17 protein-coding genes are annotated in these 17,925 nt (G+C 73.3%); 10 read left to right on the top strand and 7 right to left on the bottom strand.

Annotated features, from left to right (window positions below):
• The first annotated feature begins 163 nt into the window (after window positions 1-163).
• The 6 genes from ACH4KB_RS07015 (at window position 164) to ACH4KB_RS07040 (ending at window position 6,346) form a co-directional block, all read left to right on the top strand.
• On the top strand, window positions 164-457 hold the full coding sequence (locus ACH4KB_RS07015; protein ID WP_398064380.1) for a small hydrophilic protein: 294 nt from the start codon (window positions 164-166) through the stop codon (window positions 455-457).
• On the top strand, window positions 447-1,871 hold the full coding sequence (locus ACH4KB_RS07020; protein WP_398064382.1) for an ATP-binding protein: 1,425 nt from the start codon (window positions 447-449) through the stop codon (window positions 1,869-1,871). The genes ACH4KB_RS07015 and ACH4KB_RS07020 overlap by 11 nt, the downstream gene beginning before the upstream one ends.
• Entirely contained in the window at window positions 1,868-2,527 is a 660-nt protein-coding gene (locus ACH4KB_RS07025; protein WP_398064384.1) for a response regulator transcription factor, read from the top strand. The genes ACH4KB_RS07020 and ACH4KB_RS07025 overlap by 4 nt, the downstream gene beginning before the upstream one ends.
• A gap of 247 nt (window positions 2,528-2,774) precedes the next feature.
• A complete protein-coding gene (locus ACH4KB_RS07030; RefSeq protein WP_398064386.1) occupies window positions 2,775-4,208 on the top strand; it encodes an SLC13 family permease in 1,434 nt (477 codons plus the stop codon).
• The gene (locus ACH4KB_RS07035; protein ID WP_398064388.1) at window positions 4,205-5,428 is read left to right on the top strand and encodes a glycerate kinase; all 1,224 of its coding nucleotides are present in this window, start codon (window positions 4,205-4,207) and stop codon (window positions 5,426-5,428) included. The genes ACH4KB_RS07030 and ACH4KB_RS07035 overlap by 4 nt, the downstream gene beginning before the upstream one ends.
• A gap of 105 nt (window positions 5,429-5,533) precedes the next feature.
• A complete protein-coding gene (locus ACH4KB_RS07040; RefSeq protein ID WP_398064390.1) occupies window positions 5,534-6,346 on the top strand; it encodes a serine hydrolase domain-containing protein in 813 nt (270 codons plus the stop codon).
• Here the strand turns inward: ACH4KB_RS07040 and ACH4KB_RS07045 are convergent.
• Window positions 6,315-6,788 (bottom strand): ATP-binding protein, encoded by a 474-nt coding sequence (locus tag ACH4KB_RS07045; protein ID WP_398064392.1) that lies wholly within the window; start codon window positions 6,786-6,788, stop codon window positions 6,315-6,317. The two genes, ACH4KB_RS07040 and ACH4KB_RS07045, sit on opposite strands and share 32 nt — an antisense overlap.
• 82 nt (window positions 6,789-6,870) lie before the next feature.
• On the opposite strand from ACH4KB_RS07045, the gene ACH4KB_RS07050 reads away from it, so the two are divergent.
• The 3 genes from ACH4KB_RS07050 (at window position 6,871) to ACH4KB_RS07060 (ending at window position 8,270) form a co-directional block, all read left to right on the top strand.
• The gene (locus ACH4KB_RS07050) at window positions 6,871-7,695 is read left to right on the top strand and encodes a helix-turn-helix transcriptional regulator (RefSeq protein WP_398064394.1); all 825 of its coding nucleotides are present in this window, start codon (window positions 6,871-6,873) and stop codon (window positions 7,693-7,695) included.
• Window positions 7,679-7,948, top strand: a complete 270-nt coding sequence (locus tag ACH4KB_RS07055; RefSeq protein ID WP_398064396.1) for a DUF397 domain-containing protein — start codon at window positions 7,679-7,681, stop codon at window positions 7,946-7,948. Before ACH4KB_RS07050 ends, ACH4KB_RS07055 begins: the two co-directional genes overlap by 17 nt.
• 127 nt (window positions 7,949-8,075) lie before the next feature.
• A complete protein-coding gene (locus ACH4KB_RS07060) occupies window positions 8,076-8,270 on the top strand; it encodes a hypothetical protein (protein ID WP_398064691.1) in 195 nt (64 codons plus the stop codon).
• Between the two features lie 13 nt (window positions 8,271-8,283).
• On the opposite strand, the gene ACH4KB_RS07065 is transcribed toward ACH4KB_RS07060, so the two are convergent.
• Window positions 8,284-9,480 (bottom strand): RNA-guided endonuclease InsQ/TnpB family protein, encoded by a 1,197-nt coding sequence (locus ACH4KB_RS07065; protein WP_398064398.1) that lies wholly within the window; start codon window positions 9,478-9,480, stop codon window positions 8,284-8,286.
• 25 nt (window positions 9,481-9,505) lie between these two features.
• Between ACH4KB_RS07065 and ACH4KB_RS07070 the strand changes: the two genes are divergently transcribed.
• The gene (locus ACH4KB_RS07070) at window positions 9,506-9,655 is read left to right on the top strand and encodes a hypothetical protein (protein ID WP_398064400.1); all 150 of its coding nucleotides are present in this window, start codon (window positions 9,506-9,508) and stop codon (window positions 9,653-9,655) included.
• Between the two features lie 277 nt (window positions 9,656-9,932).
• Here the strand turns inward: ACH4KB_RS07070 and ACH4KB_RS07075 are convergent, their stop codons facing one another.
• From ACH4KB_RS07075 to ACH4KB_RS07095, 5 genes are all read right to left on the bottom strand, one after another.
• Window positions 9,933-11,225 carry an RICIN domain-containing protein gene (locus ACH4KB_RS07075; RefSeq protein ID WP_398064401.1) on the bottom strand — a complete coding sequence of 431 codons (1,293 nt, stop codon included), beginning with the start codon at window positions 11,223-11,225 and terminating at the stop codon, window positions 9,933-9,935.
• A 159-nt stretch (window positions 11,226-11,384) separates the two neighbouring features.
• Complete coding sequence (locus tag ACH4KB_RS07080) at window positions 11,385-15,080, bottom strand: hypothetical protein (protein WP_398064403.1); 3,696 nt, start codon at window positions 15,078-15,080, stop codon at window positions 11,385-11,387.
• On the bottom strand, window positions 15,077-15,964 hold the full coding sequence (locus tag ACH4KB_RS07085) for a type VII secretion system-associated protein (protein ID WP_398064405.1): 888 nt from the start codon (window positions 15,962-15,964) through the stop codon (window positions 15,077-15,079). Before ACH4KB_RS07085 ends, ACH4KB_RS07080 begins: the two co-directional genes overlap by 4 nt.
• 305 nt (window positions 15,965-16,269) lie before the next feature.
• Window positions 16,270-17,097 (bottom strand): type VII secretion system-associated protein, encoded by an 828-nt coding sequence (locus ACH4KB_RS07090; protein ID WP_398064407.1) that lies wholly within the window; start codon window positions 17,095-17,097, stop codon window positions 16,270-16,272.
• A 50-nt stretch (window positions 17,098-17,147) separates the two neighbouring features.
• Window positions 17,148-17,909, bottom strand: coding sequence for a type VII secretion system-associated protein (locus ACH4KB_RS07095; protein ID WP_398064409.1), 762 nt, complete (start codon window positions 17,907-17,909; stop codon window positions 17,148-17,150).
• Window positions 17,910-17,925: the final 16 nt, after the last annotated feature.

The following is a 17,925-nucleotide window of genomic DNA, read 5'->3' on the forward strand; positions in this document are numbered from 1 at the left end:
TCCTTGGAGTGCACTCGAAGCAAGGGGGAACCGCGCGAAGCGGACGGATCGGCGGGGCTTCGGGGCCGGGCGCTCCCACAGATGGACGTCAAGCGCATCGAAGATGAAGGATTGTTCATCTTCGCTTCATGTTCGTACCGTCCGGGACAGTCAGGGTGAATACATGGCTTTCTCACCTCGTCTGGCGGCCCTGGCAGCCGTCGTCGCCGTACCCCTCGGCATAGCGGCCACCAGCTACGCCATGACCGACACCTCGGAAGCGCCGAAGGTGCCTTCCACCGTCCAACTGGAGGAGAGCCCGCGCGGCACCCCGCCGCCGAGCGGTGTCACGTCACCGACCGGCGCCCCGACGCCGAGCGGCTCCTCCACTCCGTCCCGTACACCGGACAGCTCCGTCGTCCCGGGCCCCTCCGCGGCCGACGACGACGATGACGACGACTTCGGTGATGACGGTTAGCCTTCCGAGGATTTCCGCCCGGGTACGGATCCTGCTGTGGTTGCTGGTGGTGATGGCGGTCGCGCTGGGCGCGGTCGCCGTCACCGTGCGTTCGATCCTCCAACGGGACGTGGACCACCGCATCAGCAAGCTGCTCACCCAGGAGACCGGCGAGTTCGCGAACTTCGTTCCGCAGGGGGTGGACCCGGACACCGGCGGCCGGTTCGACACCGTGGACAGGCTGCTCCGCATCTATCTGCAACGGCAGTACGCCGACCCCGACGAGGAACTGCTGGGCCTGACCGGCCGGCCCGGCGACCGGCCCCACGCCATCCGGCAGCGCCGCGAACTGCCGCAGGACATCGCGCTGTGGAAGGACGACGCCTCGCTCACCCGGATCCACGCCTCCAAGGACTCCTTCGGGACGCTGGACCGTCCGCAGGGCGAGGTGCGCTGGGCCAAGGTCGCCATCGGACCTGCCGCGGGCGAGCAGCCCGGGGCGTTCGTCGTCGCCTTCCACCCGGAGCGCGAACGGGCCGTCGCCGACAAGACGTTCTGGATGCTGCTCGCCCTGTCCGGTGTGGCGCTGCTGATGACGACCGGGGTCGGCTGGGCCGTCGCCGGTCGCATCCTCGCGCCCGTCCGGCTCGTGCGGACGACGGCGGCGGAGCTGACCGAGCAGGACCTCACCCGGCGCATCCCCGTGGAGGGCCGGGACGACATCGCGGCCCTCGCCGAGACGTTCAACGCGATGCTCGACCGTCTGGAGCGGGCCTTCGCCGCGCAGCGGGTCTTCGTCGACGACGCCGGGCACGAGCTGCGCACCCCCATCACCATCGTCCGGGGCCACCTGGAGCTGATGGGCGACGACCCGGCGGACCGGGAGGAGACGGTGCGGCTGGTCACGGACGAGCTGGACCGGATGAGCCGCATCGTCGAGGACCTGCTCCTGCTCGCGGGGGCCGAGCGCCCCGACTTCGTGCGCCCCGAACCCGTCCAGCTCGCGGAGCTGACCGCCGACGTGTACGTGAAGGTGCGGACCCTCGGCGACCGGGAGTGGCAGCTCGACGGCGTCGCGGACCTCGAAGTGCGCCTGGACGAGCAGCGGATGACCCAGGCGATGGTGCAGCTCGCGCAGAACGCCGTCCAGCACACCGTGCCCGGCCAGCGCATCCGGATCGGCTCGCGGGCCGAGGAGGACCGCGTCGAGCTGTACGTCGCCGACCACGGGCCCGGGATCCCGCCGGAGGACGCCGAGGTGATCTTCGAACGGTTCCGCCGGGGGACGTCCCGGCGCGGGACCCGCACGAGCGGCGCGGGGCTCGGCCTCGCCATCGTCAAGGCCATCGCGGAGGGCCACCACGGCCGCGTCGAACTACGCCGGACCGAAGGCGGCGGAGCCACCTTCGTACTCACGCTGGAGACCGCCACATGAACCGGATCCTGATCGCCGAGGACGAGGAGCGCATCGCCTCGTTCGTCCAGAAGGGGCTGCGCGCCAACGGCTTCACCACGGTCGTGGCCGAGGACGGGGACGTGGCGCTGAGCCACGCGCTGTCCGGCGGGTTCGACCTGATGGTGCTCGACATCGGCCTGCCCGGCCGGGACGGCTTCACCGTGCTGCGGGAGATGCGCGAGGCCCGCGTCACGCTGCCGGTCATCGTGCTCACCGCCCGCGACTCCGTGCGGGACACGGTGGCCGGGCTGGAGGGCGGGGCCGACGACTGGATGACGAAGCCGTTCCGCTTCGAGGAGCTGCTCGCCCGGGTACGGCTGCGGCAGCGCACCGCCGCCCGCGCGCCCGAGGTCACCATGTTGCGCAGCGGCAGTCTCGCCCTGGACCTGCGGACGCGCCGGGCCCGCGCGGGCGAGCGGACGGTGGACCTGACGGCGCGCGAGTTCGTGCTGCTGGAGATGTTCCTGCGCCATCCCGGCCAGGTGCTGTCGCGCGAGCAGATCCTGTCCCATGTGTGGGGGTACGACTTCGACCCCGGCTCCAACATCGTGGACGTGTACGTTCGCGCGCTGCGCCGGAAGCTGGGCGCGGAGCGGCTGGAGACGATCCGGGGCATGGGCTACCGCCTGCCCTGAGCCCCGGTCCCGGCCACCCGGCCACCCGGCCACCCGGCCACCCGGCCCCGCCCCGCGTGCCCGGGGCGGGGCCGTTCGCTGCCCGGGCCGCCTCGGGCTGTGGGGCCGCCCCGGGATGCGGGCCCGCCTCGGGACGCGGGCTCACCTCGGGATGCGGGTGGGGGTGCGAGCCGCTCGACGAACTTGATGAAAAGGCCTTCACCAGGCACTCATCAGGCGCTCACCGCGCCTTCGGAGGCTGTACAGCGTGCCTCTACCACTCCGGCAGACCGTCGGCCTCTGTGCCGTCCTCGGACTCTGCGCTCTCCTCGCCGTCCCCGGCGCCGCCCCCGGCCTCAGCGTCGACGGGCGGCTCTCCCTCGCCGTCTTCGCCCTGGCCACCGCCGCCTGGATCGCCACTCCGGTGGATGACGCCTACATCGCGCTCGGTGCGGGCCTGGCGCTGACGGTCACGGGGGTGATCAGCAGCGAGGCCCTGTTCGCCACCCTGGGCGACGAGACGGTGTGGCTGCTGATCTGCGCCTTCGTCCTGGCGGCGGCCGTGACCCGGACCGGTCTGGCCGGCCGGGCCGCCGTCTTCCTGGTCGGCGGGGCCAGGACCGTACGCCAGTTGGTGCACCTGACCACGGCCGGACTGGTCGTGACCGCGTTCGCCGTACCGGCCACATCGGGGCGTGCCGCCCTCGCGCTCCCGGTGTTCCTGGCGCTGGCCTCCGCCCTGCGCGAGCGCGGCCGTCTGGTGGTGATGCTGGCGCTGCTCTTCCCCACGGTCATCCTGCTGTCGGCCGTCGCGACCCTGATCGGCGCGGGCGCGCACCTGATCACCGTCGGCGTGCTGTGGGAGCAGACCGGGGAGCAGCTGAGCTTCGTGCAGTGGCTCGTCCTCGGGCTGCCGCTGGCCGTCGTCTCCTCCCATCTCGCCGCCGAACTGGTGCTGTTGACGACGACCCGGCGCTCCGACCGCAAGGGTCCGGTCACCATCACGGCGGCGCAGATCCAGGAGCACTCCGAGACGGCCGTCGAGGGGCCGTTCAGCCCGGCGGAGTCCCGGTGTCTGCTCCTGCTGGCGACGGTCGTCCTGCTCTGGTGCAGCGAGCCCCTGCACGGGGTGTCGCCCGCCGTGGTCGCGCTCATCGGCGCGCTGGTGGCGACCTCTCCGGCGCTGGGGACGGTGCGCTTCAAGGACGGACTGCGGACGGTCCCCTGGCCGCTGCTGCTGTTCATGGCCGCCACCATGGCGATGGGCGTCGCCCTCTCCGACTCGGGGGCGGCCGACTGGCTGGTGGGCTGGATACCCCTGGGGACGTCCACGCCCCCGTGGGTGTTCCTGGCCGGAGTGGTCGTCGTCAGCACGGCCGCCCATCTGGCGCTCCAGTCGCGTTCCGCCCGGTCCTCCGTGCTGGTCCCGCTGGTGGTCGCGGCGGCGGTCGGGGCCGGGGTCAACCCGGTCACGGCGGCGCTGGCCTCCACGGCCGCCGCCGGCTTCTGCCACACCCTGCCCTCCTCGGCCAAGCCCGTCGCGCTCTTCGCGGACGTGCCCGGCACCCCGACCTACACCCCGCGCGACCTGCTGCGGCTGTCCGCGTTCCTCGCCCCGCTCAGCGCTGCCCTCGTCCTCACCTTCGCCCTCGCCGTCTGGCCGTTGCTCGGCGTGCCCGTCCTTCTGGAGACCCAGCCATGACCCGCCCGACCCACCGCACCCACCCCGCCCACCGCATCGCCATCGCCCCCAGCGGCTTCAAGGAGTCCCTCTCGGCCGCCCGGGTCGCCGAGGCCATCGCCGTCGGCGTACGGCGCGTGATCCCCGACGCCGACCTCGACCTCATCCCGCTGGTGGACGGCGGCGAAGGCACGGCGGAGGCGCTGGCCCTGGCGGGCGGCGGCCGGCTGGTCCCGGTCACCGCGACCGGCCCCGTGGGCGAGCCGGTCGCCTCGCACTTCGCGCTCCTGGGCGGGCCGGGACCGCTGACCGCCGTCGTGGAGATGGCCGCCGTCGCGGGCCTCGCCCTGGTGCCGCCGGGCCTGCGCCACCCGGGTGCGACCACCACGTACGGCGTCGGCGAGCTCATCCGGGCTGCCCTGGACGCGGGGGCCCGGCGCATCCTCGTCGGCTGCGGCGACTCCGGTACGTCGGACGGGGGCGCGGGCGCGCTCCAGGCGCTCGGGGCCCGGCTGACCGACCGGCACGGCCGTGAACTGCGCCGGGGCGGTGGGGCGTTGCACGAGCTGGAGCACATCGACCCGTCCGGCCTCGACCCGAGGCTGGCCCGCACGGAGCTGCTCGTGGCCTGCAACCCGTACAACGTGCTGTGCGGGAAGCGCGGGGTGGCCCGGGTGTTCGGGCCGCAGAAGGGGGCGACCCCGGCGGAGGTGGAGCTGCTCTCGGCCGGCCTGGAGCGGCTGGCCGACGTCCTCACCCGGGATCTGGCCCCGGCCTTCGCCCCGACGACCGGTGCCGTGATCGACCTGCGCACGGCTCCCGGCACGGGTGCGTCCGGTGGTCTCGGGGCCGGCCTCGCCGCCGTGGGCGCGCGGCTGCTCCCCCGCTACGACGTGCTGCTCGACGGTCTCGACCTCGACGCGCGCCTCGCCCGCGCGGACTTCGTGATCACGGCGGAGGGGGCGCTCGACCACCAGACCGTACGGGGGAAGATCCCGGCGGAGGTCGCCCGGCGGGCCCAGGCGGCCGGGGTGCCGGTCCTGGTGCTGGCCGGGACGATCGGGCCGGGCGCGCAGGACGTCCGGGCGGTGGGCGTGGACGCGTACAGCTCGATCCTGCCCGCCCCGATGACGCTGGTGGAGGCGATCGGCAGGAGCGGCGAGTTCCTGGCCGACGCCACGGAGCGCGCGATGCGGATCATGGCGCTCGGCACCCGGCTCGCACCGCTGGCCGCCGCCTGACGGCGCACGCCTTACGTCCCGGGCCCCCGGCTCCCCGGGGCCCGGGACTCAGCGGGGCACGGGGCCCGGGGCTCCCTCGGGTGCGCGGCGGTTAGGCTCGGAGCCATGGAGAGCCTGCGCATCATCGACACCTGGCCGGTCACGACGGCGGCAGCCGCCGTCGTACGGTCGGACGGCACGGTCCTCGGCACGCACGGGCCGGCCGACCACCGCTTCCCCCTCGCCTCGGTCACCAAGCCGCTCGCGGCCTACGCGGCGCTGGTGGCGTACGAGGAGGGGGCGGTCGAGCTGGACGAGCCGGCCGGACCCGAGGGCTCCACGGTGCGCCACCTCCTCGCCCACACCAGCGGCCTGGCCTTCGACGAGCACCGGGTGACGGCCCCGCCCGGCAACCGCCGCCTGTACTCCAACGCGGGCTTCGAGGTGCTGGGCGACCACATCGCCAAGGCGTCCGGCATCCCGTTCGCGGAGTACCTGCGCCAGGCGGTCCTTGAGCCGCTGGACATGACGTCCACGACCCTGGACGGCTCCCCCGCCCGCGACGGCGTCTCCACGGTGGCCGACCTCGTCCGCTTCGCCGCCGAGGTGCAGGCCCCGCGCCTGCTCGACCCGCGTACGGTCCTGGAGGCCCAGAGCGTCGTGCACCCGGGCCTCAAGGGCGTGCTGCCGGGCTACGGCCACCAGAGCCCGAACGACTGGGGCCTCGGCTTCGAGATCCGCGACGCCAAGTCCCCGCACTGGACGGGGAACACGTCCTCCCCCGCCACCTTCGGGCACTTCGGCCAGTCGGGCACGTTCCTGTGGATCGACCCGGTGGCGGGCGCGGCCTGCGTCGCGCTGACCGACCGGGCCTTCGGACCGTGGGCGGCGGAGGCGTGGACGCCGTTCACGGACGCGGTTCTGGCCGAGCTGTCCTGAACCGGCTGCCGCCCTTCTCCGGCGGCGTCAGGCACTCGAACCAGACGGTCTTCCCGCTGCCGTCCCACCGCTTGATGATGCCCCACTCATCGGTGACGGCGTTGACGAGGACGAGCCCCCGGCCCCCGTCGTCCAACGGATCGCCCGTGATGGCGAGGGGCACGGCGGGGCTGCTGTCGGACACCTCGACGCGGATGCCCTCGCCGCGCGGCAGCCGGAAGATGAAGGTCTTGCCGCGCCGGTCGGGCACGTGCTGCACGACGTTAGCGATCAGCTCGGTGAGCGCCAGTTCGGCGGCGTCGGCGAGGAAGGGCAGCTCCCAGGCCTTGAGGTAGAGCCGCAGGACGCGGCGGAGATGCCGGGCGGAGTGCGCGCCGAGGGCGAAGTCGGCGCGGTAGACGGGCTCCCCGGGATCCCTCCGGGGGATAACTACGTGATTCATGTCACCAGGCTGCGATGTGATGGCTACGCTCGGCTACGTACCGAAACGAACGCCGCGAGGCGTTGCACCCGGAGGTCCATCCGTGGCCAACATCCAGACGCTCGATCCCGACGCTTCCCCGCTCGCGTATTACGGCGGGGAGTTGCGCCGCCAGCGCGAGGCCCAGGGCCTGACGCAGCCGCAGTTGGGCACCATCATCTTCTGCACGGGCTCGCTGGTCGGCCAGATCGAGACGACGAAGAAGATCCCCACCCGTGACTTCTCGGAGCGCGTGGACGCGGCGCTGGGGACGGACGGGACGTTCTCGCGGCTGGTGGGGCTGGTGCTGCGGAGCCAGTTGCCGACGTGGTTCCAGCCGTACGCGGACATGGAGGCGAAGGCCGCGTACATCTCGACGTACCAGGCCCAGGTGGTCTACGGGTTGTTGCAGACGGAGGAGTACGCGCGGGCGGTCCTGGCCACCGGCATGCCGGACGACCTGGAGGGTCTGCTCGCCGCCCGGATGGAGCGGCAGCGGATCCTGGAGCGGGAGAAGCCACCGTTGGCGTGGGCGATCCTGGACGAGGCGGTGCTGTACCGGCCGATCGGCGGCCACGAGGTGATGCGGGCCCAACTCCAGAAGCTGTTGGACTACGCGACGCACCGTTGGATGCGGATCCAGGTGCTGCCGTTCGAGGCCGGTGAACACGCGAGCTTGGATGGCTCGTTCACGGGCATGCGTTTCGACGATGACCCGGACATCATCTATACCGAAGACCTCATCTCCGGCCATATGACGGCCAATCCTGAGACGGTCAGGGAGGGCTCGCTCCGATACGCTCACCTCCAGGCCGCCGCCCTCTCCGTGGAGGAATCGGCGGCGCGGATCAGCCGCGTGATGGAGGAACGTTATGCAGACCAGCACTGACCTGAAGAGCGCGGAATGGCGTAAGTCCAGCTACAGCGGAAGCACCGGCGGCGAGTGCGTCGAGTGCACCGTGACCGGCGGTGCGGCCTGGCGGACCTCCTCCTACAGCGGCAACACCGGCGGCTGCTGCGTCGAGACCGCCGTCGGCTCCCCCTGCGGGTCCGTCCCCGTCCGCGACAGCAAGAACCCCACCGGCCCCGCCATCGTCCTCGGGGCCCCAGCCTGGCAGGCGTTCGTGGACGGGCTGCGCTGACACGACCTTCACCGGGAGCAGGGCGGTACGGGCAACTGGCCCCCGTACCGCCCTGCTCGGCGTCGCACCCGCGCCAAATTCGGTTGCCCGCGCTTCGGCTCTCGGCATAGCTTCTCGCTGGCTCCGGGTGGCCCAGACCAAGCCTCGGGGTGTCGAGCCACCTCAACGGGACATCCAGGAACGCGCCTCCCGGCCGCCGCTGGCGGTCGCGGGGATGCTCGATCCGTGCGTCACGGTGCTGTCGCTCGCCCACAGCGCGCCGGACCGGCTGTGCCACACCACCAGCGCCATGCAGACCAACTTGACTTCCTCCCCCTCCTGAAGGAGGGGGATTCCTACGGCTCGCGCCGTAAGGGTTTCTGCTTCATCGCCGACTGCCGTCCCGGAGAACTCCGTTGAGGTCTTACACCAGCTCCACAGACAGACGCCGTCAGCCCGACGGCCAGAATGTTCTTCGCTGCGTTCACGTCCCGGTCATGGGTCGTCCCGCAGTCGCACGTCCAGGTGCGGACGTTGAGCGGCATCTTGTCCCGCAAGGTGCCGCAGACGGAGCACAGCTTCGAGGAGGGGAACCAGCGGTCGATCGCGATCACTTCGCGGCCGTACCACTGGGCCTTGTACTCCAGCATGCTCCGGAACTCCGACCACGCGGCATCGGAGATGGCGCGGGCCAGGCTGCCGTTCTTCACCATGTTCCGAACGGCGAGGTCCTCGATCACGATCGTTTGGTTCTCACGAACGAGCCGAGTGGTGAGCTTGTGCAGGTGGTCACGCCTGCGGTCGGTGATGCGTGCGTAGACCTTGGCGGCCTTTCGGCGTGCCTTGGCCCGGTTGGCGCCGTCGCCCTCGGCCTTGCGGGCAAGCTGCCGCTGGGCCCTGGCGAGACGGGCACGGTCGTGTCGCTCGTGCCGGGGGTTGGAGACCTTCTCCCCGGTCGACAGCGTCAGCAGGTAATCGAGGCCGACGTCGATGCCGACGGCCGCGCCGGTGGCGGGGAGCGGCTGGACGGAGGGGTCCTCGACCAGCAGGGACACGTACCAGCGTCCGGCCGCGTCCTGGGACACCGTCGCCGTGGACGGCGAAGCGCCCTCGGGCAGCGGACGGGACCACACGACGTCCAGCGGCTCTGCCATCTTCGCCAGGGTCAGCTTGCCGTCCCGGAACCGGAACGCGCTGGTGGTGTACTCCGCCGACTTCCGCGACTTCTTCCGCGACTTGAAACGCGGGTACTTGGACCGCTTGCCGAAGAAGTTCGTGAATGCCGCCTGGAGATGGCGCAGGGCCTGTTGGAGCGGGACGGAAGAGACGTCGTTGAGGTAGGCGAGTTCCTCGGTCTTCTTCCAGGCCGTCAGCATCGCCGACGTCTGGTTGTAGTTCACCCGTTCCTGCCGCGTCCACGCTTCCGTGCGGGCGGCCAGGGCGAGGTTGTAGACCTTCCGCACGCAGCCGAACGTGCGGGACAGCTCCGCTGCCTGCGCGTCAGTCGGATAGAAGCGGTACTTGAACGCCCGCTTCACGTGGATGGCCTTCACAGTTCACACGTTACCGCATCAGCTTGTGACCGAGCGCGGGCAGTTGAGAGTGGACGCCGGGCTGGCCGCCGGGACGAGCCGGCTCGGCGGTTACGCCATCACCTTCTCGCTCCTGCTCGTACCGACGCTGCTGGTCGCCGTCCTGGCCGTCCGCGCACGCAAGGTCGTTCCCTGACCTCTTACCGCGGGTGACCGGAGCGGCGGAGTGGGCCGAGGCGGACGCCGCCGATTTCAGCGCCCTGCCCGACGAATGCGGCAAGGGGACGCCCCCGGTCATGGGCGGCCGAGGCCTGGACGCCGTTCACGGACGCGGTTCTGGCCGAGCTGTCCTGACCCGCCCGCTGCGGCGGCGGTGCACCATCACCTTCCGGACGAAGGAGCGACGCCCCCGTTCCCGTGGTGCGTAAGGCTGCACCTCAGCAACGGGGGCGTCGCTCCGCCGGGGCGGATCCTCAGACGATCCAGCGATCGCCGAAGCCGCAGTTGGCGATTTCGAGCCGGGCGTCGTTTCCGGCGGAGGCACCGCCGGTCGGACGCAGGCACAGGTCCTTGCTGACGGCGTTGCGGATCCAGTTCGTCCCGTCGCCGCGGGGGTCGAGCCACCAGAGCTGGTTGTCGCCCGACGCGTTGCAGTGGAACTGGCCGATCTTCGTCCCCGCCGAACGGGCGTTGTAATAGCCCAGGTCCAGGCAGAGACCGTCCTTGCTGTTGCGGATCAGGAAGAGGGGCGCGTTCTGGGGCCCGCCGTCCTTGTCCACGACGTCGAGGCTCCACAGCTGGTTGTCGCCCGTGGTGCCGTTGCACGGGTACTGGTTGACGGCGTTGTTGATCTTGCCCTTTCCGTAACCGCCGATGTCGACGCACTGGCCGGTCGCCGCGTTCTTGATCACGGTGTTCTGAACCCCGGAGCGTCCGTTGGCCCACTGGCGGAGCTGTTCGGCCGGCGTCAGCACCTTGGCCTTGACCTTGGGCTTCTTCTCGGCCTTGGACTTCTCCGGGGAGGGGGTCGGCGAAGGCGTGACCGGCTGCTGGTGGATCACGGGCCCGGCCGGCTTCTTCTCCTTCTTCGCCTCCTTCTCCTCCTTCTCCTCCTTCTTGCTCGGCGTGGCGGAGGGGGTCGGCAACTGGCTGGTGTAGGTCTCCGGAACCGGAGGGTGTTCGCTGTCCAGCACCGTGCCTGCCGCGTTCTCGGTGCGGGTGCGCTCGGGCTCGCGGTCGTCCTGTCCTGCCAGGAGGAAGGGCACCGCGATCAGGAGCGCGCCGACGATGCCGGCCGCCGCGAGCATCGGCTTCTTGGGCCGGCTGCCGGGCGGTTCATCACCCTCCTGCGAGCTCGCGCCACCGCCGCCACCGGTCCCGGTGGCGGTCGCCGCGGTGCCCGAAGTCGGGCCGTCGGTGCTGACGGTCGCCAGCTCCGCGGTCGGAACGGACGCCGCCGACGACGCGGAAGCGGCGCCGGACAGTGCCGCGGCCGGGGCGGCGGCGGGTTCGGCGGTGCTCTCCGCTTCCTCCCGGGGCGCGGTGGTGTGCCCCTCGGTCGCCTCGCCGGTGTTCGCGGCGTCCGGGCCCGTGGAGGCGTTCGTGGTCGCGGGGCTCCCGGACGCCGGGTTCTCCGCTCGGGTAGCGGCTCCGGCGGCGGGCTCGGCCGTACCGCCGGGCTCGGCGGCCGGCTCGGCCGTACCGCCGGGCCGCTCGCCGCCGCCCGGCGCCAGCGCGCTGCCGGGGTCCCCGGGCGTTCCGGGCATGGTCACCGCTCGGCGGACCGATACCGATGAGCCGCTTCTCCGGCCGTTCCCCGTGCCACCCTCGCCGGTGGACGTGTCCGACCGCGTGGATATGCGGGGGGTTGGATCATGCTCTCGTGCCACGTAAGGTCCTCGCTCTTGTCGGGGTTCGTTGTCGCGTCACGGTCCGGCCCCCACGGCGCCCGCGCAGCGCTCCGGCCAGTGGCCGGTGCCCCTGGGCGTCGCTTCGGGTCCGGACGCGACGGTCTCCAGCCGGGCGAGCACGGCCCGATCCCCCTCGGGATCGGGCGCGACCGCCTCGGCAGGTCCGGTCAGTTCACGCAGATGGATCTGTACGCCGGGCTGCGCGCGGCGTACGGCCAGCACCCGGAAGAGCGTCCCGGGGGCGAACACGACCTCCTCCGGCCCGCGCTGCTCGGAGAACTGCCGCACGCGGCGGCCGGCCACCGACCAGATGACATAGCTGTCACCCGGCGGCGGTACGGCGCCGGGGTCCAGCCGCACGGTGCTCAGCAGAGCCGCGTCGCGCAGCAGCGTCCCGGGACGCGGCGGGTCGGGATGGCCCGCGCCCCCGGACACGGTGGTGCCGCGCAGCACCGCGCCCCGGTGGGACGGCATCCGGTTCAGCGCCGAGGCCACGCAGGCGCCGTACGGCAGCAGGTCCAGCTCACGGTCGCGCAGGCTCCAGGTCAACGCGCCGTGACTCAAGGGTCCCTCGGGAATGCGCAGGTACATCCGCAGCGCGATGAGATCGGCGCGGGCCGCCTCCTGTTCCTTCCCGCGCAGCGCGGGCATCCGGGCGAGCGCCCGTGCGACGGCCGCGCCGTGCCGGTCCCACATCTCGCCCGCGAGCGCGCGGAAGGCGGCCCGCTCGGCCTCGGAGCTGCGGTGACCGGGACCCAGCAGGATCGGGGGAAGCGGGGCCTGGGTGGCCTCCGCGCCCTCGCCCCCGTTCCCCTCTCCGTCCTCGGCCTCGGAAACGTGGCCGGTGTCGGCCGTGTCGGGGGCCTCGGGATGGGGAACGCCTCGGGATTCCGGTGCGTCCGGTACGGGGGGTACGTCCGGAAGCCGGGCGGCACCGGAATCCGACGAGGCGGTCGAGGTGACCGGCGCCGTCGCGGGCGCGGGGTCGGAGGATTCGGCCACTACCCGGTGCGCCGGTCCGGGCGGGGCAGACACGGGCTCCGGAGCGCGTACGTCCGTGCCGACGGGGCGGGGAGCGGCCGGGGGAACCTCGGTGGAGTCCGGTCCGGTGGACCGTTCCGAGGTGGAGGCGGCTGCCGGATCGTCCGGAGCTTCGGACGGTTCCGGGCTTTCGGGCACCGCAGGTGCGGGGTTTTTTCGCTCAGCACCGGACCGGCCCTGCCCGCCTTCCGGTTCGGAGCCGTCGGCCGCCACCGTGCCTTCGGGCGTGGCGGCGTTCCCGGTCGGCGCGTCGGTGGCGTCAGCCGCGTCGGCGCGTTCGTCCGGACCGGAGGTCTCGGCCGCTCCCCCGCGGTCGTCGCTTCCGGTCTCGGCCGCCGCTCCCGCGCGGCCGGCTTCTTCGGGGCCGGGGGTCCGTACGGGGTCTTCGTCCCGACCGGCGACGGGGGCATCCGCCTCCGGGGCGTTCGCCTCCGGGGCGTTCACCTCCGGGGCGTTCACCTCCGGCTCTCGCGCTTCCGGGAGCCCGGCCGGGCCGGTGTTCCGCTCCGGGGCCGGGGCCGGGGGCGTCAGAGCGGCGTCGGTGCCGCGCGCCGGTCCGGCGGTCGTTCCCGACGTGCGGGCGCGTCCGGCGAACCCCATCGGAACGCGGTCGTCCGACCAGTCGAACGTGTCCGTCCGTCGCTCCCGCTCCCCTCGCGCCGCGCTCCTGCCGGACGCGCCGGACGTGCCCGGCGTGCCCGAGGCGCCCGCCGTGCCCGAGGTACTCGGCGTCGCGGACGTACCAGGTGCACCGGACGTATCCGACAGCGCGGGCGTGCGGGGCGCGGAGGGCGTATCAGGTGTCGAGCGCGCACCGGACGCGCCGGGGCTGCCCGGCGTACCCGACGGCGCGGAGGCGGCCGGCGTACCGGGTGTGCCCGCCCCGGTCGCGGCGCTCGACTGCGCCCCCGTGCCCGTCTCCGCACCGGAGGCCATCGACTCCCTGAGCTGCCGTGCACGGTCTGTGCGCGCCGCTCTGCCCCCGGTCTTCGCCGACGGGGCCGGGGTGGATCCGGAGGTCCGTCCCGGCTGGTGCGGCACCGTGGGCTGTCCGGATTGGGTCGGCGGGCCTTGACCGGCGCGATCCGCCGGTCCGGACGACGCCGGGCGCTCGGTGCCTTGGACGTGAGGCGTCGGTGACAACGATGCCGGTCCGGCTGCGGCTCCGGACGGAGCGACGGCGCCGGCCCCGGCGGGACGGCCCGGGGTCGTCGGCCTGGCCCGGACCGGGGGCGGGGCGGCGTGGCGCAGGGTACGCAGTCCGTACTGGGCCGCCAGCCGTCGCAGTTCGCGTCCGCCGTCGCGGGCCACACCGTGCACGTGGAGGATCGTGCGGCCGCGCAGGTCCGGCGCCAGGGATTCCAGCACGTTCGACAGAACCGGCCCCAGCGAGGCGTCGAGGAGTTCGCCCGGCATGCCCAGCTCGATCACCGGGCCACCCGGGTCCACCCGGCGGGCCGTGGGGGACAGCGCCGGGCCGCCGCGCGGCCCCACCCACATGCCGGCCCGGGTCACCGTGAGCTGCCAGTCATCGGTCAGACCGACCACGCCCTCCTCCGGACGCGCCGGTCCCGGCAGCGGAGGGCTCCAGCGCAGCAGCCGGGGCGGCCGTGCACGGCCCTCCGCGTCCGGCGGGGCGCACCGGACCGCGTCCACGAACGGGATCCACGCCGGGGCGCCGTCCGGTGTCGCCAGGACCGACCGCACGGAGTAGGTGCCCAACAGACCGGCGGCCGCGACGAGCGGCAGACCGGTCATGACCTCCACCTCGATGTCCAGCCGGTCGGAGACCGACTGGGCCAGCGGCAGCAGATCGCGCCGCCCGCCGGGCACGAGCCGCACGTCGACCTGGACGTCGTCCGGCAGGGCTTCGAGCACCTCGGCGACCTCCTCGGCAGAGATGTCCTCACCGAAGGGCACGCCGACCACCACGGTCAGGCGCCGGGGGTCGACCGGTATGGCGTGGTAGAGGTCGCCGGGCCGGGCCGGCGCGGCCCCGGACGGACGGACCAGCACCCCGGCGGGTATCTGCTCGACGACGCATCCTCCCGTCAGGGCCGGCGGAAGGCCGTTCAGCGCGGACTGCCAGGACGGCTGCGGGCTGCGCGGGCCCAGCGGTTCCGGCCGTTTCCCCGGCGCGAACCGCCACCAGACGCCCGCCGAAGACCGCAGTCCGGCGCCTGCGTCGGACGGGATGAAGAGAGAGCCGCCCGGCACGACGAGCGGCGGCCCGTCCGGCGCCTCGACCTCCATCCGCCAGGCGTCGGCGATGCGGCGCGCGGTGGCGGGCCGGCCCTCGGCCTCGTGCCCCGCGCCGGGCATGACCAGCCGTACGCTGTCGACCCCCGACTCGCCCAGCGTGTCGAGCAGTTCGCTCAGCTTCGGCCAGAAGGCGGCGGAGCCCGCCCCCTCGGCGCCCGCGATGACGGTCACGGTGTCCTCGTCCGTGCGCATGGTGCGGGCAAGGTCGGCGACGTCGGCCGGGGCGAGGGTGTCGTCGGAGAAGGTCCGCAGCAGCAGCATGCCGTCGTGGTCCTCGACCAGAAACCCCTCCTCGGCTCCGCCGTCCGGTTCGGTGGGGGTGGTCGGCGCGGCAGCGGCGCGGTCGCGCCCGGCACCGGTGGATGGTCCGGCGCCGCGTCGGCGTGCGAAGACTCCTCTGCCCTTCATGCCCGAGCCCGCGTTCCGGCCGAGGGCGCGGCCGCTTCCGTCCGTCCGGGCGCGTCGGTGGCGAGCCGGTCGGCGTCGGTCACGTGGACCGCCCGGATGCGCGGCGCGCTCGGCCCCTCCGGGCCGTCCGCGCCCACCGGCCGGACCTCGCCGCGCTCCTGGGCGGCGATCTCCTCGGCCAACGCCTCGGTCTCCATGATCATGCCGGCCGGTCCGGTCGGATTGACGTAGAGGGAGTGCCCCTCGGACAGCCCCGCGACCACGTCGGCGACCGGGACCAGCCGGGCGGCGAGCGATCCAAGGGCGCGGAGGTGGGCCGGGCTGGTGAAAACGGGGACCACGGGGTCACCCTGGGCCGACCGGAGGGCCGTCGGCTCACCGTCGGAGCCGATGAGCACGGCGACCTTCGACGCGGCCAGGGTACGCAGGACCTCTCCGGCCGCCCCGTAACCGGTCACGGCGCGCTGAACGGCGGAGTCCACCGGGTCGGTGGCCCTGGGCCAGCCGAGCGCCGCCGGGGAGGGGCGGTAGTCCTCGTTGTCCTCCCACGCCACGATCGTCCCCGCGGCATCGGTACCCCACCGACCGGGAACCGACCAGTCCGGCGGCGCGCCCTGCCCCGACCACTCGGCGTCGGGGACGCTCAGCCATCGGCCGGGCAGCTTCCGGGCCGCCTCGACCACCTCCGGGGGCGGCTCGGGCAGCGGACCGGACGGGGCCACCGGCCCGTCCGAGGCGAGGGCCGGGTCCGCCGGCCCACCGGCGGTCGGACCCGCTGGGGCCGCCGCGGGTCCCGGCACCGGTATCGCCGGGTCGTCTTCGGCTGCGGGGAGGGGCTCGGGCCCCGGCGCGGAAGGGACGGAGCTGTCGACGTACTCACTCACCGGCGGGGACTCCAAGAACAGAAGACGCGAGCCATTGTTGCGAACTCACCCTCATCAGTTGACAGTCCGACAGTGCGGACCGCTGGGCCGGACCCCTGGACGTGGAGCAGCGGGCCGGCGAGCGGGCGGCAAGCGGAATCACCGGCCACGCGAGGATTCCACTCACGGATGAACCGTACCTGCACAAAGCGGAGTCAGAGGAGTCGGATCTCTGCCGTCCTGCCCTCCCCGCCGCCCGGTCCTGCCCTCCCTGCCGCCCTGCCCTGCCCTGCCACCGCCGACGCGGCCGGCCGGGGCCCGCGGGCTCAGCCCTCTCCCCGGAAGAACTCAGGCCGCTCCTCGGCGGATCCGGGGGGCCAGGGGGTGGCCCCGGAGCCGTCGCCCGCCGTCGGCGCGGGGGGCCAGGCGTCGGCCTCCTCCAGGCGGGCGAACTCCTCCAGTTCGGCCTGGGCCGCCAGCAGGACGCTCGGCGTGACGAGTTGGCCCACCGGAGCGGACGAGCTGAGGACCAGCACTTCCTTTCCCTCGGGCAGCCGGTCCAGGAGATCGGGAACCAGCATCGTCTCGTGCGGCGGCAGCCTGTTCTGGTCCAGTTCCGGGGAGTACGGGAAAACGGGAACGGCCTGGGTGCCGTCCTGCGCGTCGGTGACCGCCAGGCCACCCTCCTCGTCGAGGCACACGGCAACTTCGGCGTCGGCGACCATCAGGGCGAACAGGTCCTCCGAGGCGTACCCGGTGGCGACCAACTGCACGGCTGCGTCCACAGGGCTGACCGGCGGGGCCCAGCCGCGCGCGTCGGGCGAAGGGCGGTACTCGGCGTTCTCCTCCCACTCCACGATGTCGCCGTCGGCGTCGCTTCGCCAGCGCCCCGGAATCGCCCAGGGAGGCGTGGGCTCGTCCTCGTCACCGGTCCAGTGCCGGTCGATCACGGACAGCCAGTGGCCGGGGGCCGCCTTCGCGGCCTCGACGTAGTCCTCGGGCGGCTCCCGGAACCCCGGTTGCCCCCGCAGCACGGCGGACGGACCGCCCTGGACGCCGGGAGGGCGCGGCACCGGGGCGGCGAGCCCGTCGACCGTCTCCGCATCGGCGGGGTGGTCGGGCTCGCGGTCCGGTGCACCGGAAGGGCTCGTCATCGGGGCAACTCCATCGGTTCGCTACGTGCGGTGTGCGGGGGGAGGAGCGGTCAGCTCTCGGAGCGGAGGGAGGGTTCGTGGACGGTCTCTTCGGCGGAGTCCGTGAGAGGGGCGGTGACCGGGGGCTCCGGTCCGTCCGCCCCGGTGGCCGAAGTCTCCGGTCCGCCGGCCTCGGCCGCCGTCGAGGAGCGCGACGGTTCTTCCGGCGTCACGCCGGCGGACTCGTCGACCGCCCGGCGCAGGGCATCGGTCTCGACGGTCATGCCGACCGGCCCGGAGGGGTTGACGTAGAGCAGGTGACCGTCCGGCAGACGTTCCATCACCTCGGTGACCGGGGCGAGTTCGTAGCCGAAGCGGCCGACCGCGTGCAGATGGGTGGGTGAGGTGAAGACGGGTACGACCGCGGTCCCGTCGGGCGAGAGGGCCGACAGCGGTACGCCGCCGGGCCCGAGCAGGACGGCGACCTCCGCCGTGGCCAGCGCCCTGGGGACCGCCTCCCCCGGACCGTAACCGGTGGCGGAGAGCTGGACCGCCTCGTCCACGGGATCGGTGGGGGCGGGCCAGCCGAGCGCCTGGGGCGATGGCTGGTACGCCTCGTTGGGCTGCCACTCCTCGATGTCTCCGTCCAGACCGGACCGCCACTGGCCCACCACGGCCCATTCCGGCGGATCACCCTCGCCCGCCCATGCCGGGTCGACCATGCCGAGCCAGTGATCGGGGGCGAGCCGGGCGGCCTCCCTGATCTCCTCGGGGACCGGCGGCGCGGCGTCGTCGCCGGTCGCGGTCGGTCCTGCGGCAGTGCTGTCGTTCATCAGTTCCTCGCTGCGA

The sequence above is a fragment of the Streptomyces sp. NPDC017520 genome, from assembly GCF_044329855.1.
Taxonomy (GTDB): Bacteria; Actinomycetota; Actinomycetes; order Streptomycetales; family Streptomycetaceae; genus Streptomyces.